This window comes from Polaribacter aestuariivivens (assembly GCF_005885675.1).
In the GTDB taxonomy this organism is placed as follows: Bacteria; Bacteroidota; Bacteroidia; order Flavobacteriales; family Flavobacteriaceae; genus Polaribacter; species Polaribacter aestuariivivens.
In genome coordinates this window covers 453764-476808 of the sequence record NZ_VANR01000003.1, presented here as the reverse complement: position 1 = coordinate 476808, position 23045 = coordinate 453764, and the positions used below count along the sequence as shown (strand labels likewise).

Here is a 23045-nt window from a genome sequence, read left to right as displayed (position 1 = left end):
TTATTATTGAAATATATTTTATCATAATTTAAAACTATTTAAAACAACACTTTAAAAGATGTTTTTAAACTTGTTTTAACTTCACTTAAATAGATTGTAAGACTTTGTATTTTAAAAGCTCTTAAAATGGCTAAAAATAAATTTTAGTATCTAATTTTCTTTTGCAACCTCTAAGGCAGTAATTTTAAATTCAAGTTCAGAAAGTTTTGCAGCTTTTTCTATAATTTCATCTACTGTTAAATTAGAACTCGAATTTATACTGTTTAAAACTTCGTTACTTTTAAACGTATAATAATTTAGTGTTTCTTCTATTTTATCTTCCATCTTTAATTTTATTGCACAAGATTTAACATTTCACTTCTATATTTTGATGCAGACTTACCTGTAAACTCTTTAAATAATTTATTGAAATGAGAAAAATTATTAAATCCACACTCAAAACAAATATCTGTAATACTACTATTACTTTCTGATAGTAATTTTGTGGCATGAACAACTCTATATTCATTTACCAGTTTTGTAAATGTTTTGGTAGTTGTTTTTTTAAAAAAACGGCAAAATGCAGGTACAGTCATACTCACTACTTCAGCAATTTCCTCTAAAGCAATATGCCTATTAAAGTTTTCATTTATATGTTTAAAAACCAAATCTATCTTTTCACTGTCTTGTGGTTGCGTTTCAAACGCAAAACCATCTGCATTTAAAATAGTATAATCATCTGTTGTTGCTAGTTCTTTTAAAACATTTAAAAAAGAAATTATTCTATCTACACCTTCTAAATCAACTAATTCTTCAATTTTTGCACCAATTCTTTTTTTAATTTCAATATTAAAACGAATTCCTTTTTTTGCTCTTTCAAAAAGTTGATCTATAGCAACCATTTCTGGAATTTTAAAGAAATCTTCTCCAAGAAAATCTGGCTTAAATTGTATTAAAGTTTCTGAACCATTGGTGGTTAGTCTGTCCACAAAACCTAAATGCGGTAAATTAGAACCAATTAAAACTAACTGACTGTTATTAAAGTAGCTGATATGATTACCAATATGTCTTTTTCCTTTTCCTTTGTTTACATATACTAACTCAATTTCTGGATGAAAATGCCAAAATGCTTTTTTTGTTTTTAAAAACTGAACGTGTTTTTTAACCAGTAAGGAACTACCAAAACTTGGGGTAATTTTTTCTAATGTAGGTTTTGTTTTCATGGTTACTTTTATAAATGCAAAATTACAATACTAAAAAGTAATAAAATATATAAAATTACCATTTATGTGTACTATATTAACATTACATTAATTTAACACAATATATATTGATAATTTAGCACATAAATTTGCCAATTTTGATGTTTTTAGGATCTTAAATCTGCCATAGATTTGCACTGTTAATCATAACAAACAAAAAAAAAGAAAAATGAAAACAATTAAAAAATACTTAGTAGTAGCATTAATGTTCGGAACATTATTAGGTTACGCAAACGAAAACAATACTCCTGTTAAAACTATTGATGTAAAGAGAGTAAAAGTTGAATTTAACGCTGTTAAAAAAGGAAATACACTTACTATTAAGCAAGAAAATGGTGTTACTTTATATACATCTAAAATTACAGAAGCAGGAACATTCTCTAAAACTTTTGATTTTTCTGCATTAGCTTCTGGAAGTTACATTGCTGAGTTAGAGAAAGATTTCGAAATTATAAAAAAGTCTTTTAAAGTAGAAAATGGAACTGTACTTTTTTCTGAAAAAAATGAAACTGAATTTAAACCCGTAATTAGAACTGAAAACGAATTGGTTTTAATTTCTAAAATTTCTTTCAATAATAACCCTTTACAAGTAACTCTTTTGTATAAGAATGAGGTTATTTATTCTGAAACAATTAAAGAAACAGAAGCAATTTTAAACAGGGTATATAGACTTTCTAAAGAAGAAAAAGGAGATTACAAAGTTATTATTCACGACAATTACAGAACTTATATTCAAGATTTTAACATTTAAAAAACAATAAATATAGTATCAAATTTTGCTATGAATTTTGAATTAAAAGCGAGCTAGTTAATGCTCGCTTTTTTTTATTATTTTCCTGGAAAATCAGGCTTTCTCTTGTTTAAAAATGCAGTGGTTCCTTCAACAAAATCTTCAGTTCCAAAACAGTTTCCAAAAGCTTCAATTTCGGTATCATAACCATTTACACCATCTTTAAAACTAGCATTTACAGCTTTTATAGCAGCAGAAATTGCTACTGAAGAGTTTCTTAAAATTTTAGAAGCAATTTTTTCGGCTAAAGGCAATAATTCTTCTTGAGAAACTACATGATTTATTAAACCGCATTCTTTTGCTTCGTTTGCAGAAATCATGCCTGCTGTCATAATTAGCTCCATTGCTTTTCCTTTTCCTACTAATTGTGGTAAACGTTGTGTACCACCATAACCTGGAATTACTCCTAAAGAAACTTCAGGTAAACCCATTTTTGCATTGTCAGAAGCAACTCTAAAATGACATGCCATTGCCAATTCTAAACCTCCTCCTAAAGCAAAACCATTTATAGCTGCAATGACTGGTGTAGCTAAGTTTTCTATAAAATTAAATAATATTCTTTGCCCTTCTTTTGCTAAAAACTGGCCTTCTTCAACTGAAAAATGAGCAAATTCAGAAATATCTGCTCCAGCAACAAAAGCTTTGTCTCCACTTCCAGTTATTATAATTGTTTTTACTGCTACATCACTCTCTAAAGCTCTAAACGCTTCGTGTAACTCTTGAATAGTGGCTTTATTTAAAGCGTTTAATTTTTTAGGTCTATTAATGGTTATTTGTGCTATACCATTGTTTTGTGTGATTATTAAATTTTCGAAATTCATTTTTATTATATTTTAATTTTTTATATGAAAAATTTTACTAAAAAACTGCAACTGTACTTTTTATTGCTTAGGTAAAACTACAGTAAAAACAGTTCCTTCACCTTCTTTAGATGTAAATGTAATTGTACCTCCATAAGCTTCAATAATATTTTTAATAATTCCCAATCCTAATCCCATTCCACTTGTTTTGGTTGTAAATTTCGGTTCAAAAATTAATTCTTTCACGTCATCAGACATTCCTTTTCCATTATCGGAAACCACTATTTTTACATTTGTATTTTCTGAAGAAACTACTACTTCTACTATTGGGTTTTCTTCTTTTTCTGTTGCTTGCAAAGCATTTTTAACCAAATTGGTTACAATTCTAATTAATTGTGTTTTATCTAAAAAAGCATCTAATGTTGGTTCTTGAGGTTTGTATTTAATTGCTTTTTCGTTAAAAATATCTAATGCCAATTTTACAACACCAATTACTTCAATTTTTTCTTTTTTCTGTGATGGCATTTTTGCAAAATCAGAAAATGCTGATGCAATTGAACTCATTACATCTATCTGTTGAATTAAAGTTTGCGAATATTCTGCTAATTTTTCTTTAATCTTTGGATCTTCTGGGTTAAATTTTCTTTCAAAACTTTGTACGGATAATCGCATTGGAGTCAATGGATTTTTTATTTCATGAGCAACTTGTTTTGCCATTTCTCTCCAAGCTTGTTCACGTTCACTTTTTGCTAATTTGGCGGCACTTTCCTCTAATTGATCAATCATGTTGTTATAAGCATCTACCAATACCTCAATTTCTGAACTTGCTTTGTTTAGTATAATTTTTTCATTACGCTCGTTTAAACGAGTTTGCTGCATTTTATCTGAAATTGTTTTTATTGAGCGTGTAATGTAACTTGACAAGAAGAATGCAAATGCAATTGCTATTAAAAACATTAAAATATATACCAAGCCTAATCTGTACATAAACTCTTTAAGTTCGTGTTCAATTTCTGAATTGTCTTGTGTGAATTGTAATTCTAAAATACCTATTCTTTTGTACTTAGAATCGTTTATATATGAGTATGATGTTTGATAGCTTTTATCTTCTATTTCTAAATTTTTTAAAATTCTATGGTTGGAATTTTGAGCTAATTCTTTAATAATTTTATCGGAAAGTGGTTTTACATCAATTTTCTCGAAAGCACTTGCAATAGACGATTTTAAAAGGTTTCCGTTTAAATCATATATAGCAATATTTAATTTATTTATAGACGATATTTCGTAAATACGTTCTTTAAAAATTTTATCTAAATTCTCTGTATTTACTGCATATGTTGTTTTGTTTCTTAGCTCTAACTCTATGGTTTGTTTGGTTGTGGCTTCTTTTCGTTCAAAACGCTGAATGTTATAATCGTCAGTTTGTTCATCATATTGATAAACTGTTACGACCACAATTAAAATTGATGCCAATAACACCAATAAAATCATAGATAAAAATATCCGAATTCTTAAAGAAACATTTTTAAATGTACTCAAATTACTGTGCTTTAATTTGTTTTGTTTTCATCGTTAAAAGATCGTCGTAATCACCATCATTATCCCAATCGTATTTGCTTTTTGCTAAAAAACCTTCCTCTGTTTTTGTTACATGATAACTCACTTTCATATCTCTTTCATTATAAAAAAATTCTACGAAAAGTGAGTCGTTTTCTACACGCCATTTTCCATTAGAATTAGAGTTTTTTTCTCCTTTTTTGTTGATAAACCAAGCTGAAAAAGTTCCATCTGAATTGTATTTAGATTGCGCCAATAATTCAGGATCATTTTCAAATTTATCTTCATAAATTTCTAAAGAATCTGATTTTTGATAAGTTGGCATTTCTAATTTTAAATAGGTAGTTTGCCAGCTTTTAGTCATGTATTCTTTTAAAGAAGTTTCTGTATCATTTTTACAAGCAACAAAAAACGTTCCGAAAATTATTAAAAATATAATATGTTTTAATTTCATTGTGATTATTATTTTGAGAATGACAAGGTACTTAAATAAAAAAGTCATTACAAATACTGTAATGACTTTTGTTCTGTTAAAAATAAATAGCTTTATTCGACTTTTATTTTAATCGCATTATAATCGTCAGATCTTATTCCAATTAAACCAGAAACCGTTTTTCCACTAGCTATTATTACTCCATTTAAATTATACTCCAACAAATCGTTTTCAAATTTTTTATTAGCAGAACTTGCTGCAATCATGTTTCCTCCAGCTAAACCTGGACCAACAACTAAACCTATTGGTGTAGAGCTTGTTTGAGTTTGAAAACCATTTTGATTAGAAGTTGTATATAAGTTCATTGGAGTTAATAACAAATACCATAAATACGAAGCAGGACTCTGTTTTAGTGATCTAAAAACATTATCAGTTTCCATAATATAAGGCGAAGTTCCATCGTCGTAAATCAATTTAATATCTTGACCGAAAACCAAATCTTTTCCGCTATTATTTGTAATTTTTACAGCAACCAATCTTACTCCTTTCGCTATTTCTTTCTTTTTATATTTTTTCTTTAATAGTTCGTACTTATATTCTAATGATACGTTATTATCTGTGCTTTTAGAACGGTAATTTAAATTATTAGGGTTAATGGTTTTGTAACCAGATGCACAACTAGAAAAGGCAGCAACAAATGTTAATAGAAGAATAATTTTTGCAAATTTCATTTTTATTTTTTTTAGGTTGATTATTTTTTGCGAATATACTATTTTGAGTGAGTTTTAAAAATCCTGTGCCTTTAACCCACTATATTTACTATTTTCCCAGGAACTACAATTACTTTTTTAGGAACTCTTCCTGCAAGTTGTTCTTGTGTTTTTTCGTGCTCCATTACTGTTTTTTCAATTTCATCTTTTGATAACTCTAAAGGCAACTCTAAAGTAAAACGCATTTTTCCATTGAAAGAAATTGGATAATTTTTAGAACTTTCTACCAAATGTTTTGCATCAAAAACTGGAAAAGGAGCTGTTGAAATAGATTTTTTATTACCTAATTTACTCCATAATTCTTCCGAAATATGTGGTGCATAAGGAGACAATAAAACTAATAATGGCTCTAAAATTTCTTTCTTATTACATTTTAAAGCTGTCAAATCGTTTACAGCAATCATAAAGGTAGAAACAGAGGTGTTAAAAGAAAAATTCTCGATATCTTCTTGTACTTTTTTAATGGTTTTATGCAATACTTTTAATTCGTCTTTTGTTGCTTTTTCTTCGGATACAATTACACCATCTTCAGAAATGTATAATTTCCATAATTTCTTTAAGAAAGAATACACACCAGAAATACCTGAAGTTTTCCAAGGTTTAGCTTGTTCTAAAGGCCCTAAAAACATTTCGAACAAACGCAATGCATCTGCTCCATATTCTTTTACAATATCATCTGGATTGACCACATTGTATTTCGATTTGGACATTTTTTCTACTTCTCTACCAACCTTGTATACGCCATCTTCTAAAATGAATTCAGCATTTTTATAATCTGCATTTAAAGGATGATTTTTAAAACCTTCTACATCTAATTCATCAGAATTATTTACCAAAGAAACATCTGCATGTAGTGGTGTTTTGGTAATCATTACCAAATCTGCAAAATTTGGATCGAGCAATTTATTGTCTAACAAATAGTTTTTTACAATTGTTTCAAATTCATCATCATTAGAAAATAAACTTTTAGAAACAAAAACTGTTGGAATTTTCTCAATAACATCGTCATTTGATTTATCAATATTACAACCATTCTTTACAAAAGAAGTGGCTTTGTAAACAAATGCAGAAGTACCCAAAATCATTCCTTGGTTGATTAGTTTTTTAGCAAATTCATCTACAGGAACAAGACCTTTGTCAAACAAGAATTTTTGCCAAAAACGAGCGTATAACAAATGCCCTGTTGCGTGTTCTGAACCTCCAATATATAAATCTACTTCTTTCCAATAATCAAGTGATTCTTTACTTGCAAATTCGGTTGAATTTTGCGAATCCATATATCTATTAAAATACCAAGAACTTCCAGCCCACCCTGGCATTGTGTTTAACTCTAAAGGATATACTGTTTTGTTTTTTAGTTTATCATTCGAAACTACTTTATTTGCACGAGAATCCCAGGCCCATTCTGTTGCGTTTCCTAAAGGAGGTTTTCCATCTTCAGTTGGCAAGTATTTCTCTACTTCTGGCAACACAATTGGCAAGTGTTTTGCGTCAATCATTTGTGGCATTCCATCTTTGTAATATACAGGAAAAGGTTCTCCCCAATAACGTTGTCTACTAAAAACGGCATCACGCAATCTGTAGTTAATTTTTCCGTAACCAAACCCACGTTTTTCCATTTCGAAAATGGCCAACTTTAATGCTTTTTGATATTTTAATCCTGATAAGAAATCGGAATTTGCAATTACAGTACCTTGCTTTTCTGTGTGTGCTGCTTCAGAAATGTCTACACCTTCAAAAATATTAGGAATCGGAATTCCGAAATGTTTTGCAAAATCGTAATCACGTTGATCTCCACAAGGAACCGCCATAACTGCACCCGTTCCATAACCTGCTAATACGTAATCGCCAATCCAAATTGGAATTTTTTCACCAGAAAAAGGATGAATTGCATATGCTCCTGTAAAGGCTCCAGATATGGTTTTTACATCTGCCATTCTATCGCGTTCAGAACGTTTTGCTGTTGCTTTTATATATGCTTCTACCGCTGCTTTTTGGGCAGGAGTAGTGATTTTAGAAACAAGCTCGTGTTCTGGAGCTAATGTCATAAAAGAAACTCCGTAAATTGTATCTGGACGTGTAGTAAAAACCTGAATCCTATCTCTGACTCTCTTTCCTGAGGAAAGAGACACTGTTGGGTTTTCAACTGTATCTGAAACGGTTTGGATTTGTTCTTTCTCTAGTTTTTGTAACTTATAAAATTGATTGTTTAGTTCTTTTTCAATTTTAAAAATTACAGTTTCAATATCTCCAATTACCTCTTCATTTGTAAAACGAATTACTTTAAAACCACTTTTTTGTTCTAATTCTAAAGTTCTTTCTTCGTCTTTTTCTAATTGATAATCATGAATATTTCCATCAACTTCTATGATTAATCTTTTTGATAGACACACAAAATCAACAATAAAATCATTAATTAAATGCTGCTGTCTAAATTTAGATTTTAACTTTTTCCCTTTTAAATATTTCCATAGAATAGCTTCAGCAGGTGTTGGGTTTGCTCTCATTTCTTTCGCTTTTTCTAGCAACAAATAAGAATTGTTTCCCCCTGTTATATAACCTTTTACTTCCGATTGCACATTTTCTCCCTTTCCTTCGGAAAGGGTTGGGGATAGGACTTCAAAAGTAACCATTGCTCCTTGTGAACGCCCAATCCAATTGGTTTGAGAATCTTTTAATGGCTGTGGCCAATCTATGGTTTCTAAACCATCTAACAAGCGTTGTGCGTATGCAGAAATTCGCATAGACCATTGTGTCATTTTTTTACGAACAACTGGATGACCACCTCTTTCTGAAACACCGTTTACAATCTCATCGTTTGCCAAAACTGTACCTAAAGCAGGACACCAATTTACTTCTGTATCTGACAAAAATGTCAAACGATATTGTAATAAAATTTCCTCTTGTTCTGTTTTTGAAAACGCTTTCCATTCTTCCGCTGAAAAAGGTTTTACATCTTCATCACAAACTGCATTTACTTTTGTGTTTCCTGCTGTTTTAAAGATTTTTTCTAAACTTGAAATATCTTCTGCTTTGTCTGAATCTTTATTATACCAAGAGTTAAACAATTGAATAAAAATCCACTGAGTCCATTTATAATATTCTGGATTCGAAGTTCTTACTTCACGAGACCAATCAAAAGAAAAACCAATTTTATCTAATTGATTTCTATACGTTTTAATGTTTTCTTCAGTTGTTTTTGCGGGATGTTGCCCAGTTTGAATTGCATATTGTTCTGCTGGCAAACCAAAAGAATCGTAACCTTGTGGATGCAATACATTAAACCCTTGATGACGTTTGTAACGCGCATAAATATCTGATGCAATGTATCCTAAAGGATGCCCAACATGTAAACCTGCTCCACTTGGATAAGGAAACATATCTAACACATAATATTTAGGTTTTTCACTTTCATTACTGGCTTTAAAAGTTTGGTTTTCTGCCCAAAATTTTTGCCAATTCTTTTCTATTTCTTGATGATTGTATTGCATTGTAACTTCTTGATTTAAGGCGCAAATTTACGTTTATTCTTTTTAAGCAAAAAGTGTAATTCATCTAAAATAAAAAGAGGCTTCTAAATTTATTAGAAAGCCTCTTTTTATAAAAGTTTTTTTGTTAATTATAAACAACTTTTATATTTAGAACCTCTTTTATACAAGGTTAAGTTTAAGTTATCATCTTCATAAAATTTTACAATTGAATTATCGCAAGAAAATTTTAATTGATAAGATGTAATATTTCCAAAGTTATAATTTATCATTAACATTTCTCCAGAAATTGTATATTCTTGAGTTCCTGGAATGGCTTCATTTAAAAAAACATTATCAGAACCATAAAAAGTATACTTTTTACCAGCTTTAAAAGTATGCATTACATTGGTTTCAAAACCTTTTAAAAGCCATTCTCCACTTTCTAATAAAACAACTTTATCTTGTATTGTTAATTCCAAAGGAAAATCTTCATTAGTATTGTTACAATTTGCAAGTGCTATTGAAGTTAATAAAGTTAAACAGATAAAAAATTTGTTAATAAACGTTTTCATAATTGTCAGTTTTAGATTGTTAATTTGGTTATCACAAAACAACAACTAATATTTACCATATTAAATTTAACTTTACTGAGAAGGAAAAAAAAACGTGTAAAAACGAAAAATACCGCTTAAACGGATTTAAACAGTATTTTTTATTCTCAAAAATTAAAAAATATTAGTTGTTAGTTTCTTGTGCAGTAACTGGCACAGTAACAACTGTATTTGCCCAACCTAAATGCATTTCAGCAGTTGTACCTTCACCCTCAAAAACAATAGAAAAAGCTTCTATTTCATTATCTGGCTTTGAAACTTTACCAGAAACTCTTACAACATCTTGATCTTGTTTGTAAAAATAAGAACCCCAATAATTTATTTGGTTGCTTAATATGATTGTCCAATCACCATCTGTTGGAATTGCGTACATAGAGTATGTACCTGCTTTTACTTTTTTACCTCCAAAAATCACATCTTTATAAAAAGTGATTTCTGCAGATTCGTTTGCTCCTAACCTCCAAACTTTGTCTTTTGGAGCAAGTTTCTCTAAATCTCTTCCTTTTAATTGCGGACGACTGTAAACAACTTTTACTAATTTATTTGCATCTCGCCAATTTGTTGGAAAAGAGGCTGCATCCATTGGACTTACATCTAATTTCGGGAATTTTTGAGCAACTACATCTGCTGAACTAATTAAAGCAATTGCAAAAATTGCTAATGATAAAATGGATTTTTTCATAATATGTTATTGTTAAATTTTAATTTTTTAATCTAGTTTTACAAAAGTAATAATCATTACAATAAGTTGATTGTAATTTTGTGTAAAGGTTTTAATGGCAGCCACAATCTGTACTACAGTTTTTTTTGTTTTTAGAAGCAAAAAAATACTTTTTTACAAGAAAAAATACTGCAAAAGCTACTAATAAGTAAACAATAATTTGTTGCATTAACTTAAAATTTGATATGTAATAAACGATGCTATATATGCCAACAATCCCATTCCGAAAAGTTGAATTAATGGCCATTTCCATGTTTTTGTTTCACGTTTTACTATTGCCAAAGTTGCCATACATTGCATTGCAAATGCGTAAAAAATTAAAAGCGACATTCCTACAGGAAAATTAAATCGTTTTTTACCTGTTTCTGTATTTATTTCTGAACGCATTTTCTCTTTAATTGTGGTTGTATTTTCATCATCAGAACCAACACTATAAATTGTTGCTAAAGTACCTACAAACACTTCTCTTGCAGCAAATGAACTTATTAGAGCGATTCCTATTTTCCAATCATAACCTAAAGGTTTTATAGCTGGCTCTATACTTTTTCCCATGATTCCTATATAAGAATTTTCTAATTTTGCTGAAGCTATTTTTTGATTTAATTCATCTTCTGGTAAATTTTCATTAGCTAGATTTTCAACTATATTTTTAGCTGCATTTTTGTATGATTCTGGTCCGTTCGAAGCCAAAAACCATAGTATTATGGACAATGCTAAAATTATTTTTCCCGCTCCAAAAACAAATGCTTTTGTTTTTTCTACCACATCATAAAATACATTTTTTACAGAAGGCAATTTGTAGTTTGGCATTTCTACCACAAAAAAAGATTTTGAATTTATCTTTAAAGTTTTGTGTAAAATATAGGCTCCAATAATTGCTGATGCAAAACCTAGTACATACAACAATAACAATACCAAACCTTGTAAATTTAAAAAACCTATAATTTTTTTATTCGGTATTATTAATGCAATTAAAATTGCATACACTGGCAAACGTGCAGAACATGTTGTAAACGGAACAACTAAAATAGTTATCAAACGCTCTTTCCAACTAGATATGGTTCTGGTTGCCATAATTGCAGGAATTGCACAGGCTGTTCCAGAAATTAATGGAATTACACTTTTACCATTCATACCAAAACGTCGCATAATTTTATCCATTAAAAATACAACGCGACTCATATAACCTGTTTCTTCTAAAACTGCAATAAATAAGAACAAAATGGCAATTTGCGGAATAAAGATAAGTACACCTCCAATACCTGGAATGATACCTTCTGCCAACAAATCTGTTAAAACTCCTGGTTGAAAACTGTTTCTAGCAAAATCTGATAGTTCTGCAAAGGTACTATCAATCAAATCCATAGGCAATGTTGCCCAGTCAAAAATAGATTGAAAAATTACAAGTAAAATGAGAAAGAAAATTCCGTAACCAAAAATTTTATGGGTGAAAACTTTGTCTAATTTACTTCGAACATCTGTGGCTTTACTTTTGTCTACAATATATGTTTTCTTTAAAATTTTATTAATTTCTTGATAACGATATATGGTTTCTTTATGTTGATATTTTTTCAACTTAGACATGTCTTCTTTAAAAGCCAATAGTTTGTCTTTTTCGGCTTTTGTTATTGAAGTTGGGTAATTATTTTGAGTGACCATTAACCACAATTCATATAACGAATAATTGGGGCTAATTTCTTTTAGTTTATTAAAATAATCTGGATCAATTTTTGAGTTTATACCACAAAGTGGTGAAGCTTTTGCTGCTACATGACAACGAATAATAGCTTCTTTCACCTCATTAATACCTTGATTTTTTCTTGCACTAACCAGTACTACTTCTGTATTTAATTCCTTTTTTAAGGCAGATAAATCTATTGTAATTCCTTTTTTAGCCATTTGATCTACCATATTAATAGCCAAAACTGTAGGAATTTCTAAGTCTTTAATTTGAGAAAAAAGCAGCAGATTTCTTTTTAAATTTTCAATATCTGCAACTACTAAAATTACATCTGGAGATTCTTTAATATCTTTTTTAAGTAAGGTTTTTAATACAATACTTTCGTCAATTGAAGTTGGGTTTATACTGTAAGTTCCAGGTAAATCTGTAATAATTGCATTTTGTGTTGCCGATAATTTACTAGTTCCTTGTTTTTTATCTACAGTAACACCTGGGTAATTACCAACTTTTTGATTTAAACCTGTTAGTTGATTAAATAGCGAAGTTTTTCCAGTGTTAGGATTTCCAATTAAAGCAACTTTTATATCGTTTTTAGACATCAAATATTTGCTTTTAAGATTTTTATTTTAGATGCTGTTTCTTTTCTAATTGCTAAATGACTACCATTTACACAGATGTATAATGGATCTTTTAGAGGTGCAATTTGTATTAATTGTACTTCTGCTCCTGGCAAACAACCCATTTCCAATAACTTTAATGGTATAAAATCTAAAGATTCTTCAGAAATATAACCTAATTCACCAATGTTTAAAGATGCAATTGTGCTCAACGTTTTTTATTTGGAAAACAAAGATACTCATTTAGAATGATTCTAAACAAGTTGTGATATTCTATTTTTGATTACTTTTGAAAAAAATAAATTGAATATTATACCAAAACTATCCTTTTTAAAAGTTCTCTCCATAATATTATTTTTAATAATAGCGAAACATAACAATCATATTTCTGTTCCTTTTATTATAGTAATATTTATAATATTAACTAGTGTTTTTGAAAGTTTAGAAAATGGAGTAAACTTTGACATTGTCTCAGTATTTTTAGCTTTAATTGGGATTATTTTAATTTTATTTACTAGAAAAAAGAATAAAATATATTTAACTATAATTGGGTATTTATTAACCTATCCAATTCTTTATTCGTACTATTTTAATACAAATGTTCTTTCGAATCCAAAAAATGAAATTTACTTTTTTATCACTTCAATAAGTTACATTTTAATTTCAATGTACATCATTAAAGAAACAATAATAATTTCAAAAAAATCTATTGATTAGCATATTCTTCCTTCAACAAAAAAATATCTTTCTTTAGCTTTTCCATGTCTTCTTTTTCGGTACCATCGTAATAACCTCTAATTCGTCTTTCTTTGTCTACCAAAACAAATTGTTCTGTATGAATAAAATCGTCTTCTCCTCCATCACCTTCATCTAAAACAGCAAAATAACTTTTTCTTGCCAATTCGTAAATATGTTTTTTAGAGCCTGTAGTTACATTCCATTTACCATCAATTACGCCTTTATTTATAGCATACTCTTTTAACACGGAAACACTATCCATTACTGGTGTTACAGAATGTGAAAGAAACATAATATCATCATCATTTTTATAATATTCTTGCAACTCGTTCATATTATATGCCATTGCTATACAAATGGTTTTACAACGTGTAAAAAAGAAATCGGCTATGTAAATTTTGTTTTTGTAATCGCTATTTGTAATGATTTCTCCATTCTGGTTTGTCAATTTAAAATCGGCAATTTTATGATTTTTTTGAACATGCAACATGGTTTCATCTACCAATTTAGGATTTACATCTACAGGATTAAACACTTTTAATTTTTTATCTACTTTTAATAAATGATAAAATACAGGAATGGCAATAGCAGAAAATACTGCTAAAAAAATAAGTGTAGGTAACGATTTTTTAAAAAACTTAAAATCCATAAATCATGATTATTTATGCAAATTTACGACTTAAAAAATCGTTTAAAAGCTGTTTTTATGACGATCAATCTAAAATGTTTGTTAAAATAAAAAATCAACTTCTAATAGTTCTTTTACAACTCTCTTTAAAAACGTACATTTGTGCGTTTTTTAATTATGATTTAACGCTGAATGGAAATATTAATAAAAGCATCGCAATTTATTTTAAGTTTATCTTTATTAATTGTGTTGCACGAATTAGGGCATTTTATCCCTGCAAAATTGTTTAAAACGAGAGTAGAAAAATTCTACTTATTCTTCGATTATAAATTCTCGATTTTTAAGAAAAAAATAGGTGATACTGTTTACGGTATTGGTTGGATTCCTTTGGGAGGTTATGTAAAAATCTCGGGAATGATAGACGAAAGTATGGATACTGAGCAAATGGCTTTACCCCCACAACCTTGGGAATTTCGTTCTAAACCTGCGTGGCAACGTTTAATTATTATGTTAGGTGGTGTTTTTGTGAATTTTGTTTTAGGAATTTTCATTTATATTATGCTTATGTGGTCTTATGGTGAACAATTTTTACCAAACCAAAGTGTAAATGATAAAGATGGAATTTGGGTTCAAGATTCACTTGCCATGGAAATTGGTTTAAAAACTGGAGATAAAATTTTAACTATTGATGGTGAAAAAGTTAGAGAGTTTAATGCCATTACATTAGGTTTTATAAACGGAAATAACTTTACGATTGAAAGAAATGGTGAAGTTATAGAAAAAACACTTCCTGTTAATTTTATTTCTAAATTAATGGATAGAAAGAAAAATGAAGAAGGACCTGTTGTTGCTGCAAGATATCCTTTTACGATTTCTAAAGTTTTAAAAGACTCTATAAACGAAAATAGTGGTTTAAAACCTAGAGATATTATTACCTCAATTAACGGTGAAAGTATTAAATATTTTGATCAAGCAGAAGCTATTTTATCGAACTATAAAGGACAAGATATTACAGTTACCGTGAAAAGAGACAAAACAACTGAACAAATACCTGTAAAGGTTACAAATAGAGGAACTTTGGATGTACAGTTTGGTGCTGTTTCTTATAGCGATTTAGAAAAACTTGGTTATTACGATTTGGCTGATATTGAATATTCTTTTTCAGAAGCAATACCAGCAGGTTTAAAAAAATCTTGGAAAACCTTAACAGACTATGTAAAACAGTTGAAAAAGATTTTTAACCCAAGTACAGGAGCTTATAAAGGTTTGGGTGGCTTTATTTCTATTGGAAGTATTTTTCCTGATGAATTTAGCGCACAATCATTCTGGACAATTACGGCTTTTTTATCTATCATGTTAGGTTTCATGAATCTTTTACCAATTCCAGCTTTAGATGGTGGTCATGTAGTTTTTACGCTTTGGGAAATGATTACAGGAAAAAAACCTGGAGATAAATTTTTAGAATATGCACAAGTAGTAGGTTTTATATTACTGATAGCGTTGTTACTTTTTGCAAATGGAAACGATATATTTAGATTGTTTGATTAAAAAACAACTTTATAAAAAATAATTTAAAAACAAAAAACACTCATTTTAATGAGTGTTTTTTGTTTTTAAATTATTAAAGAACGATTAATAAAAGGAAACCATGTATACAATGCATTACACTTATCGCAAGCATAACCTTTTGTTCCTGGAATTAACCTTGCTATCCCTTTTCTTCTCATTCTGTGCTTTGATACAGATTTACATCTTGGACAGGCTTTCATAATTAATTAAAATTTGGTTAGAATTGTGCAATGTAATAAAAATCAATTGATTATCTGTACGTATCACTACGTATTTTAATTTTTAGATATTATTAAATTTGTTTGTTTTTATAATAGCTTGTTCATTTTTCCAATCAATCCATTTTTGCCCTTTTATTTTACGCATTACATTATCTATTGTTCTCATTACAAAAACATTATAAATTGCTTTTGATAAATTTTTAGGTTTTCTGGCAATTGCACGTAAACTCATAGAAAAACCAGGTGTAATGTATTTCATATAATGCCAATAACCTTCTGGCATATACAACACTTGCCCATGCTCTAAATTAGTTTTATAACCTTTTGCTTTTTTTAGTGCTGGCCATTTTTTAAAGTCTGGGTTTGAAAAATCAATATCTTCTCTAACAATTAAAGAATGTGGAATTTTATATAAATAATCGTTTTGCTTTTGATCAAACAAAATAATTTCTTTTTTTCCTTCAAAATGGAAATGAAAAATGTTTGCTAAATCTATATCATAATGCATGAATGTATAAGAATCTGTACCTCCAAAAAACAGCATTGGTAACCCTTTCATGAGTCGTAAACCAAAATCTGGATAGGTAAAATCTTTTTGTAAAATAGGCACTTCTTTTAAAACGTTCCAAAGAAAAATTCTGAATTTTGTAGGTTCTTTTTTTAACAAATCTACATATTCACTCATTTTCATTTTTGCATGTGGTTCATTAAAACCATCTTTAAAATCTACAGGTCTATCATCATATAAAGGCACAGTTTTGTCGCCAGCAACATCTTTAATATACTCTAAATTCCATTTTTTATAGGCTGGCCAATCTTCAATAAAACGTTCTATTACCACAGGTTTTTGTGGCTTAAAGTAGTTTTTTATAAAATCTTCTTTGGTGATGGTTTGCACCCTATCAATTTCAGATAAATTCAAGCTCATTTCTTTCTTTTTTACATTGCAAAGTTAAGAAAATGTAAAGAAAAACCATCTACTTTGTAAGAAGATGGTTTTTTTAAACAATGAAAATAAGTGCTTTTTTAACAGTAAAAACTTTAAAAAAGAGTTATTCTTTTTCTTTTGGGGTTATTTTTTTATTTGAGTTTTTTTCTTCAGTAACATCTTTTCCTTTTAAATAATCTGGCAATTGCATACCAGCCATGTTAAACATTTCTTGTAAAGGTGGTACTGCATTGTACATTCCAGAAATAAAGTTAGAGGTAGATGTTTTTCCGTCTTTTCCTCCTCCATTTTCCCAAACAGTAACTTTATCAATTTTAATGTTTTTAATGGCTTCTGCTTGTGTTTTTACCAATTCTGGTAACTTATCTGCAATTAATAATAACGCCGCGTTTTGAGAATCGTTTCCAGCTGCTTTTACAATTTGATCTAAACCTTGTGCTTGTTTTGTTAATACTTCGTACAAACCTTTTGCTTCTGCTTGAGCTTTTAGAAAAATTGCATCTGCTTCACCTTTTGCTATTCTTCTAATATTTTCTGCTCTTGCTTCCGCATCAATTTCTACTTTTCTTTTATCTATTTCTGCTGGTACAATAATATCTGCTAATTGAGATGAACGCTCTCTTTCTGCTCTAGCAACTTCTGCTTCTTGTTCTGCTGCGTAAGATTCTTTTAAGGCGTTTGCTGCCTGCACTTTTTCTGCTGCTATTGCTGTACGCTCTGCTTCTGCTTCTCTTTGTCTTCTTAATGAATCGGAATTTGCTACATTAATTTTTGCTTTATTTTCGCCATCTACAGCTTGTGCGTTTGCTGCTGCAACCTGTGTTCTTTCGTCTTGTACTGCGTTTGCTTCACCAATAGAACCATCTCTATTTTTTTCTGCAACTGATTTTCTTGCGGCGTTTATTGCATGTGCTGCAGCTTCTTTTCCTAAAGCTTCTATATAACCAGATTCATCAACAATATCTGTAATATTTACGTTGATTAATTTTAAACCTACTTTCTTTAATTCTGTTTCTACAGATTGCGAAATGTTTGTTAAAAACTTATCTCTGTCGTTGTTAATTTCTTCAATGTCCATTGAGGCTACCACCAAACGCAATTGACCAAAAATAATTTCTTTTGCCAATTCTTGAATATCTGGTAAACCCAAACCTAATAAACGTTCTGCAGCATTTTGCATGATACCTGGTTCTGTAGACACACCAATGGTAAATCTACTTGGTACGTTTACACGAATATTTTGTTTAGAAAGTGCATTTATTAAATTCACTTCTATAGACATTGGTGTTAAATCTAAAAATTCGTAATCTTGAATTACTGGAAAAATAAATGCTGCTCCACCATGAATACATTTGGCTGATTCACCTCCACCAACTTTTCCGTAAACAACTAAAATTCTGTCTGAGGGACATCTTTTGTAGCGTTTAATCATTGCAATAATTAATATGAAAATAAAAAGAATTGCAATTCCAACTCCTATTAAACCAGGAAATTGGTCAATTTGTAATGAAATAAAGTTTAGCATAGTAATTTGGTTTTATTTTGAGGTTCTATAATTAATGTTCCGTTTTTTGTTACTTCTGTAACTACTATAATTTGTCCTTGTTTTAAATCTGTTTCATAATCTGTAAGTGCGTCTAACTCTCTTAAAGCGCCTTGAATTTTAATTTGAATTTTACCTGCTCTAGTTCTATTTGCACCTACTGTTAAATATACTTCACCTACTGCATTTAAAGCATTGTGCATTTTTAAAGTTCCACTAGAAGATAGTTTACTGATGTAATAAAATAAGGATGCCATTACAAACATCATTAACAAACCACAAAAAATAGAAATAAGTACAGTTGTTGGTTTTGAGTTTCCAGAGTTTATACTCGAAATTCCACTCCAACCAAAAATAGCAAAAAAGGCTACCAAGTTTTTTAAGGTGAAAAATTGAAATCCAACACCAGTATCTGCATCTATTTCTGCATCTACATCACCAATATCATCTGTTTCTGCTCCTATAATTGTAGTTATTAAAACTATTAAAAACATGAAAGTAGATATAAAGGTAAGTATCCAATATGTTTTTTCGAAAGCCGATAATTCTTGAAACCATTCCATCATAACAATTCGTTTTAAAAAGAATAAATATAAAGTTTTTTGATTGATTTAAAGTTGTTATTTATCAATTCAAATAAAGAAACTCAATTCTAAAAAAAGACGCAAGTGAACTTACAAATATTAACAAATTAAAACTTTGTTTGAGTTTCTATTTATTAGTAGTTAAAATGTATTTTTTGTTACAAAAAAACTATTTCTCATAAAAAAAAAGGGACTTATTAAGTCCCTTTTTGAATAATTTAAAAAAATAATTTTTTACCTAAAAATTGTAACGCAAACCAAATAAAACGTTGCTTGGTGGCATAGGTACAAAACCAGATTCTATATAATCTGCATTAAAAATATTGTTTGCTGTTACTGTAAAATTAAACTTATTAAAATCTAAAATTACAGAAGCATCCCATACATTATAGCTTGTACCTACAGTTCTTTCTGCATGCTTGTAAATAATATTCTGACGTACGTTTTTAAATAATCTTGAAGAAAAACGAGTAACAAATTGATGTTTTAGTGTGTTTAATGAATAACGTGATAAATCTTTATTTTGATCTAAAATATTATCATTTAAATATGTGTAGCCAAAATTTAAAGTTTGGTTATAATTTTTAAGTTTGAAATTATAGGAACCTTCTAACTCAAAACCTTTTGTATTTACTTCTGCAATATTTGCTGCAGTAAAAACACTTACGCCAGTATTTGGTCTGATGTAATCAATCAAATTATCAGAATCTCTATTAAAAAATGCAATAGATCCAGAAAAACGGTTGTCATTAAATTTTATTCCTACCTCTTGTGAAAAAGCACTTTCTGGTTCTAAATTAGGGTTTCCTGAAGTTGCTGGATCACTATAATATAAGTCTGTAAAAGTTGGCACTCTAAACGTATACCCAACATTACCATAAGCTTTTAATTTGTTTGATAGTTGCCACCCAACATCTAACCCTGGAAAAGCATTAAAATCGAAATCAGAAAAGTATGAAACTGCAACTCCAGGTGTAACATCCAAACGATCACCTAATTTAAATCGATGTTCTAAAAACAAGTTTGCCATAGTTCTATTTCTGTTTCCTAAGTTATTACTACTTATAAAAAAACGAGAAATATCTATACCAAAACCAGTAATTCCTAATTTTGATGTGTAAGTAACATTTGTTTCAGCGCCAATTTTATTGGTAATGTGTAAGTTTCTAAAAAAACTTGGATCATCTCTTTTTAATAAAAATATATCTTGACCTCTTCTCCAATATATTCTTGGAGTAACTTTAAATTTCTCACTTCTAAAAGTTGTAGAAACTCCTATTAAACTGTTTTGAGTTTCTTCATATTCGTGCCAATCAGGATTTGTAGTGTAAAAATTTTCTGCACCAAATTTTTTATCGAAAAAAGTTCCAATAACTTCAATAGGCTGCTTTTTCTTATTTAAAATTGCTTTTAAAAAGTAGTTATTATTGTTATAGTCCGAATTTTCTCGATAACCATCTGAAGTTAAAGCTCCGTAATGGAAAATAAATGATGAATTTTCGTATTCTTTTCCTGCTGTTACAGAGTAATTAAGTTGTCCAAAAGATCCTGCTTCAATATTTGCAGAAATGGTGTTGTTTAATTTCTTTTTTGTTACAATATTAATAGCTCCTGTAAATGCATTTTGTCCAAAAACTCTTGCTGCAGGCCCTTTTATAATTTCTATTCTTTCAATTACTTCAATTGGTAAAGCAGCATTTAAAGTATGATGACCAGTTTGTGCATCATCCATTTTTATACCATCAATTAACAACAATGTTTGGTCGAAACCACCACCTCTAATGTACAAATCTGCTTGACTTCCTGCAATTCCTCTTCTTCTAATATCTACACCTGCAACTTGTTGTAATATATCTGCTACGTTTGTGGCTGCACTATTTTTTATATCTGCAGCTGTAACAATATTTATAGTTCTGGAGTTTTCTTTAAAAGGTAAATCTATTCTTGTAGAAGTTATGATTACTTCCTTTAAAGTATCTCTTTTTATAGAATTATCTTGTGCTTTTAACTGCAATCCAAAAAATAATACAGTACTAATTAGTGTAATTTTAATTTTCATAAATAGTTATTTAAATACATTGCAAAAGTCGTAACTTTCCGGACGATTAAAATAGTCCAGTTTTAAAATGACAGATAGTCCGCTTAATAATCTTTTTAAACAGTTAATACATTTCGATAAAACATTAACACAACCAGTTTATATACAGGTTGCGCAACAAATTATAAATGCAATACAACGTAGTTATATAATCAAAGGTACAAAGTTACCAGGAACACGTGTTTTGGGTGAGTTGTTAAAAATTCATAGAAATACGGCTGTGGCAATTTACGATGAATTAGCTTCACAAGGTTGGGTAGAAATTATTCCGAATAAAGGAACTTTTGTTTTGGAACCAAAGTTAAAGATTTCGAAAACAAAAACTTCTTCAAAAAACATAACTGAAGCATACTCTTATGCTACATCAACAGGATTTCCTTTTCAAAAATCATTTCATTTAGCTTCTACAGTTCAGTTAACCAATGCAAAGTACACAATAAATGATGGGAAACCAGATTTACGATTGCATCCTGTAAATCAATTTACAAGGTGGTACAGTGCTGCTATGAAACGTAAAACATTGATAAAAAAATGGAACAGACCTAATGAATCAACCCATTCTTTATTTCAAAATCAATTATGTAATTATTTAAATGCTACAAGGGGTTTTCATATCAATCCAAAAAATTTAATAAGTACAAGAAGTACAGAAATGAGTTTGTACATTGTATCTCAGTTATTGTTGCAACAAAATGACATTGTTTTAGTTGGCAAATTGAGTAATTATGCTGCCAATATGATTTTTCAACAAGTAGGTGCTAACATCAAAACAGTGCCAGTTGATAAAAATGGATTAGATGTAAATTATATTAAAAAACATTTTAAAAAAGGAAGCATTAGATGTGTTTATATTTGTGCACATAGAGATTACCCAACTACAGTAAAACTAAACACAAACCGTCGTTTAGAATTGTTAAAATTAGCAAAAGAATACGAATTTGCAATTATTGAAGATGATTACGATTATGATTTTCAGTTTGATGGTTCTACAATGTTACCAATGGCAAGTGCAGATGTAAATGGAATGATTATTTATTTAGGAAAGTTAGGACAGTCTTTGTTCCCAAGCTTTCAAACAGGCTTTGTAATTGCCCCAGAAAATTTAATTTCAGAAGCTAAAAATTATTTGTATTTATTGGATGAGCAAGGAGATTTAATTCAAGAACAAATGCTTTCGGAATTAATAAATGAAGGTGAAATTTATCGATTGATGAAAAAAAACATTGTCGTTTACAAACAAAGAAGAGATTGTTTGTGCGATTTATTAAAAATACATTTTACAGATATTGCTATTTGGAAAATTCCTTCTGGTGGATTGGCTATTTGGTTGGAGTTTCAAACTAAAATATCGTTGGTTCAATTAGCAGAAGAAGCAGAAAAAATTGATTTATTTATACCAAAAACCATTTTATACCAAGATAAAAAAACCTGTGCCATTCGTTTTGGATTTGGGCATTTGAATAATGAAGAAATAGAGGCTGTTATTATAAAATTAAGAACTGCCTATGATAAGGTTTTTGCAAAATATTTTAAGTTTAAAAATTATTAAAAAATTAAAAGAAAAGTTTTAATTTGCATTGCGTATGGAAACATCTCAAAATCTTATTTTTTTCAATCCAAAACCTTCTACAATTGATGGTGCTCTGTTAATAGATACTGGTATTTCTGCGGGTTTTCCTATTCCTTCAGGAGATTTTGAACAAGAAAAAGTTTCTTTAGATGAAGAATTAATCAAAAATAAAAACAGTACTTTTTTTGCTAAGGTTAAGGGGCAATCTATGATTAATGCTGGTTTAAATGACAGCGATTTATTAGTAATTGATAGAAGTTTAGAACCAAGTGATAAAAAAATTGCAGTTTGTTATGTAGATGGAGAATTTACCGTAAAACGATTAAGAGTACAAAATAACGAAGTTTGGTTACAACCAGAAAACCCAGATTATCCTATCATTAAAATTACAGAAGAAAACGATTTTATCATTTGGGGAATTGTAACCAACGTAATTAAAAAAGTATAAAAAAAT

Annotated in this window: 22 protein-coding genes; 4 read left to right on the top strand and 18 right to left on the bottom strand. The window is 29.3% G+C overall.

Annotated features, from left to right (window positions below; translation table 11 throughout):
- Positions 1-150: 150 nt before the first annotated feature.
- Together FDT66_RS14030 and FDT66_RS07975 are read right to left on the bottom strand one after the other, a co-directional pair.
- A complete protein-coding gene (locus tag FDT66_RS14030; RefSeq protein WP_171032348.1) occupies positions 151-324 on the bottom strand; it encodes a hypothetical protein in 174 nt (57 codons plus the stop codon).
- Between the two features lie 8 nt (positions 325-332).
- Entirely contained in the window at positions 333-1202 is an 870-nt protein-coding gene (locus tag FDT66_RS07975) for an AraC family transcriptional regulator (RefSeq protein ID WP_138535639.1), read from the bottom strand.
- Between the two features lie 208 nt (positions 1203-1410).
- On the opposite strand from FDT66_RS07975, the gene FDT66_RS07970 reads away from it, so the two are divergent.
- The gene (locus tag FDT66_RS07970; protein WP_138535638.1) at positions 1411-1992 is read left to right on the top strand and encodes a hypothetical protein; all 582 of its coding nucleotides are present in this window, start codon (positions 1411-1413) and stop codon (positions 1990-1992) included.
- Positions 1993-2069: 77 nt separating this feature from the next.
- On the opposite strand, the gene FDT66_RS07965 is transcribed toward FDT66_RS07970, so the two are convergent.
- The 11 genes from FDT66_RS07965 to FDT66_RS07915 form a co-directional block, all read right to left on the bottom strand.
- Positions 2070-2852 carry an enoyl-CoA hydratase/isomerase family protein gene (locus tag FDT66_RS07965; RefSeq protein ID WP_138535637.1) on the bottom strand — a complete coding sequence of 261 codons (783 nt, stop codon included), beginning with the start codon at positions 2850-2852 and terminating at the stop codon, positions 2070-2072.
- A gap of 60 nt (positions 2853-2912) precedes the next feature.
- Entirely contained in the window at positions 2913-4322 is a 1410-nt protein-coding gene (locus tag FDT66_RS07960; RefSeq protein WP_138535659.1) for a sensor histidine kinase, read from the bottom strand.
- 49 nt (positions 4323-4371) lie between these two features.
- On the bottom strand, positions 4372-4842 hold the full coding sequence (locus FDT66_RS07955) for a hypothetical protein (RefSeq protein ID WP_138535636.1): 471 nt from the start codon (positions 4840-4842) through the stop codon (positions 4372-4374).
- A gap of 92 nt (positions 4843-4934) precedes the next feature.
- Positions 4935-5552, bottom strand: coding sequence for a hypothetical protein (locus FDT66_RS07950; protein ID WP_138535635.1), 618 nt, complete (start codon positions 5550-5552; stop codon positions 4935-4937).
- Positions 5553-5623: 71 nt separating this feature from the next.
- Positions 5624-9082, bottom strand: coding sequence for a leucine--tRNA ligase (locus FDT66_RS07945; protein WP_138535634.1), 3459 nt, complete (start codon positions 9080-9082; stop codon positions 5624-5626).
- A gap of 128 nt (positions 9083-9210) precedes the next feature.
- Entirely contained in the window at positions 9211-9633 is a 423-nt protein-coding gene (locus FDT66_RS07940; protein WP_138535633.1) for a hypothetical protein, read from the bottom strand.
- Positions 9634-9796: 163 nt separating this feature from the next.
- A complete protein-coding gene (locus FDT66_RS07935) occupies positions 9797-10354 on the bottom strand; it encodes a DUF2911 domain-containing protein (protein ID WP_138535632.1) in 558 nt (185 codons plus the stop codon).
- A gap of 91 nt (positions 10355-10445) precedes the next feature.
- Positions 10446-10562: a FeoB-associated Cys-rich membrane protein gene (locus tag FDT66_RS07930; protein ID WP_138535631.1), complete on the bottom strand. Its 117-nt coding sequence runs from the start codon at positions 10560-10562 to the stop codon at positions 10446-10448.
- Positions 10562-12673, bottom strand: coding sequence for a ferrous iron transport protein B (gene feoB, locus FDT66_RS07925; protein WP_138535630.1), 2112 nt, complete (start codon positions 12671-12673; stop codon positions 10562-10564). The genes FDT66_RS07930 and feoB overlap by 1 nt, the downstream gene beginning before the upstream one ends.
- Entirely contained in the window at positions 12673-12903 is a 231-nt protein-coding gene (locus FDT66_RS07920) for a FeoA family protein (protein WP_138535629.1), read from the bottom strand. The genes feoB and FDT66_RS07920 overlap by 1 nt, the downstream gene beginning before the upstream one ends.
- Before the next feature lie 494 nt (positions 12904-13397).
- Positions 13398-14078 carry an SCO family protein gene (locus FDT66_RS07915; RefSeq protein ID WP_138535628.1) on the bottom strand — a complete coding sequence of 227 codons (681 nt, stop codon included), beginning with the start codon at positions 14076-14078 and terminating at the stop codon, positions 13398-13400.
- A gap of 171 nt (positions 14079-14249) precedes the next feature.
- Here FDT66_RS07915 and rseP point away from each other — a divergent pair, with 171 nt between their 5' ends.
- A complete protein-coding gene (rseP, locus tag FDT66_RS07910) occupies positions 14250-15605 on the top strand; it encodes an RIP metalloprotease RseP (RefSeq protein ID WP_138535627.1) in 1356 nt (451 codons plus the stop codon).
- A 65-nt stretch (positions 15606-15670) separates the two neighbouring features.
- On the opposite strand, the gene FDT66_RS14025 is transcribed toward rseP, so the two are convergent.
- From FDT66_RS14025 to FDT66_RS07890, 5 genes are all read right to left on the bottom strand, one after another.
- Complete coding sequence (locus FDT66_RS14025) at positions 15671-15826, bottom strand: hypothetical protein (protein WP_171032347.1); 156 nt, start codon at positions 15824-15826, stop codon at positions 15671-15673.
- Positions 15827-15908: 82 nt separating this feature from the next.
- The gene (locus tag FDT66_RS07905; RefSeq protein WP_138535626.1) at positions 15909-16775 is read right to left on the bottom strand and encodes a cupin-like domain-containing protein; all 867 of its coding nucleotides are present in this window, start codon (positions 16773-16775) and stop codon (positions 15909-15911) included.
- A 124-nt stretch (positions 16776-16899) separates the two neighbouring features.
- Positions 16900-18321 carry a flotillin family protein gene (locus FDT66_RS07900; RefSeq protein ID WP_138535625.1) on the bottom strand — a complete coding sequence of 474 codons (1422 nt, stop codon included), beginning with the start codon at positions 18319-18321 and terminating at the stop codon, positions 16900-16902.
- On the bottom strand, positions 18315-18905 hold the full coding sequence (locus FDT66_RS07895) for a hypothetical protein (protein WP_138535624.1): 591 nt from the start codon (positions 18903-18905) through the stop codon (positions 18315-18317). Before FDT66_RS07895 ends, FDT66_RS07900 begins: the two co-directional genes overlap by 7 nt.
- 256 nt (positions 18906-19161) lie before the next feature.
- Positions 19162-20982 carry a TonB-dependent receptor gene (locus FDT66_RS07890; RefSeq protein WP_138535623.1) on the bottom strand — a complete coding sequence of 607 codons (1821 nt, stop codon included), beginning with the start codon at positions 20980-20982 and terminating at the stop codon, positions 19162-19164.
- A gap of 67 nt (positions 20983-21049) precedes the next feature.
- On the opposite strand from FDT66_RS07890, the gene FDT66_RS07885 reads away from it, so the two are divergent.
- Together FDT66_RS07885 and FDT66_RS07880 are read left to right on the top strand one after the other, a co-directional pair.
- Positions 21050-22570, top strand: coding sequence for an aminotransferase-like domain-containing protein (locus FDT66_RS07885; protein ID WP_138535622.1), 1521 nt, complete (start codon positions 21050-21052; stop codon positions 22568-22570).
- Between the two features lie 34 nt (positions 22571-22604).
- Positions 22605-23039, top strand: coding sequence for a LexA family protein (locus tag FDT66_RS07880; RefSeq protein ID WP_138535621.1), 435 nt, complete (start codon positions 22605-22607; stop codon positions 23037-23039).
- Positions 23040-23045 lie beyond the last annotated feature (6 nt).

Bases quoted from the DNA above. Each gene is read 5' to 3' on its own strand.
- FDT66_RS07900 (WP_138535625.1), bottom strand. From the start codon at position 18,321: ATGCTAAACTTTATTTCATTACAAATTGACCAATTTCCTGGTTTAATA.
- FDT66_RS14030 (WP_171032348.1), bottom strand. From the start codon at position 324: ATGGAAGATAAAATAGAAGAAACACTAAATTATTATACGTTTAAAAGT.
- FDT66_RS07955 (WP_138535636.1), bottom strand. From the start codon at position 4,842: ATGAAATTAAAACATATTATATTTTTAATAATTTTCGGAACGTTTTTT.
- FDT66_RS07970 (WP_138535638.1), top strand. From the start codon at position 1,411: ATGAAAACAATTAAAAAATACTTAGTAGTAGCATTAATGTTCGGAACA.
- FDT66_RS07960 (WP_138535659.1), bottom strand. From the start codon at position 4,322: ATGATTTTATTGGTGTTATTGGCATCAATTTTAATTGTGGTCGTAACA.
- FDT66_RS07935 (WP_138535632.1), bottom strand. From the start codon at position 10,354: ATGAAAAAATCCATTTTATCATTAGCAATTTTTGCAATTGCTTTAATT.
- FDT66_RS07915 (WP_138535628.1), bottom strand. From the start codon at position 14,078: ATGGATTTTAAGTTTTTTAAAAAATCGTTACCTACACTTATTTTTTTA.
- FDT66_RS07890 (WP_138535623.1), bottom strand. From the start codon at position 20,982: ATGAAAATTAAAATTACACTAATTAGTACTGTATTATTTTTTGGATTG.
- FDT66_RS07895 (WP_138535624.1), bottom strand. From the start codon at position 18,905: ATGATGGAATGGTTTCAAGAATTATCGGCTTTCGAAAAAACATATTGG.
- rseP (WP_138535627.1), top strand. From the start codon at position 14,250: ATGGAAATATTAATAAAAGCATCGCAATTTATTTTAAGTTTATCTTTA.
- FDT66_RS07940 (WP_138535633.1), bottom strand. From the start codon at position 9,633: ATGAAAACGTTTATTAACAAATTTTTTATCTGTTTAACTTTATTAACT.
- FDT66_RS07880 (WP_138535621.1), top strand. From the start codon at position 22,605: ATGGAAACATCTCAAAATCTTATTTTTTTCAATCCAAAACCTTCTACA.
- FDT66_RS07885 (WP_138535622.1), top strand. From the start codon at position 21,050: ATGACAGATAGTCCGCTTAATAATCTTTTTAAACAGTTAATACATTTC.
- FDT66_RS07905 (WP_138535626.1), bottom strand. From the start codon at position 16,775: ATGAGCTTGAATTTATCTGAAATTGATAGGGTGCAAACCATCACCAAA.
- FDT66_RS07950 (WP_138535635.1), bottom strand. From the start codon at position 5,552: ATGAAATTTGCAAAAATTATTCTTCTATTAACATTTGTTGCTGCCTTT.
- feoB (WP_138535630.1), bottom strand. From the start codon at position 12,673: ATGTCTAAAAACGATATAAAAGTTGCTTTAATTGGAAATCCTAACACT.
- FDT66_RS07945 (WP_138535634.1), bottom strand. From the start codon at position 9,082: ATGCAATACAATCATCAAGAAATAGAAAAGAATTGGCAAAAATTTTGG.
- FDT66_RS07965 (WP_138535637.1), bottom strand. From the start codon at position 2,852: ATGAATTTCGAAAATTTAATAATCACACAAAACAATGGTATAGCACAA.
- FDT66_RS07975 (WP_138535639.1), bottom strand. From the start codon at position 1,202: ATGAAAACAAAACCTACATTAGAAAAAATTACCCCAAGTTTTGGTAGT.
- FDT66_RS14025 (WP_171032347.1), bottom strand. From the start codon at position 15,826: ATGAAAGCCTGTCCAAGATGTAAATCTGTATCAAAGCACAGAATGAGA.
- FDT66_RS07930 (WP_138535631.1), bottom strand. From the start codon at position 10,562: ATGCAACAAATTATTGTTTACTTATTAGTAGCTTTTGCAGTATTTTTT.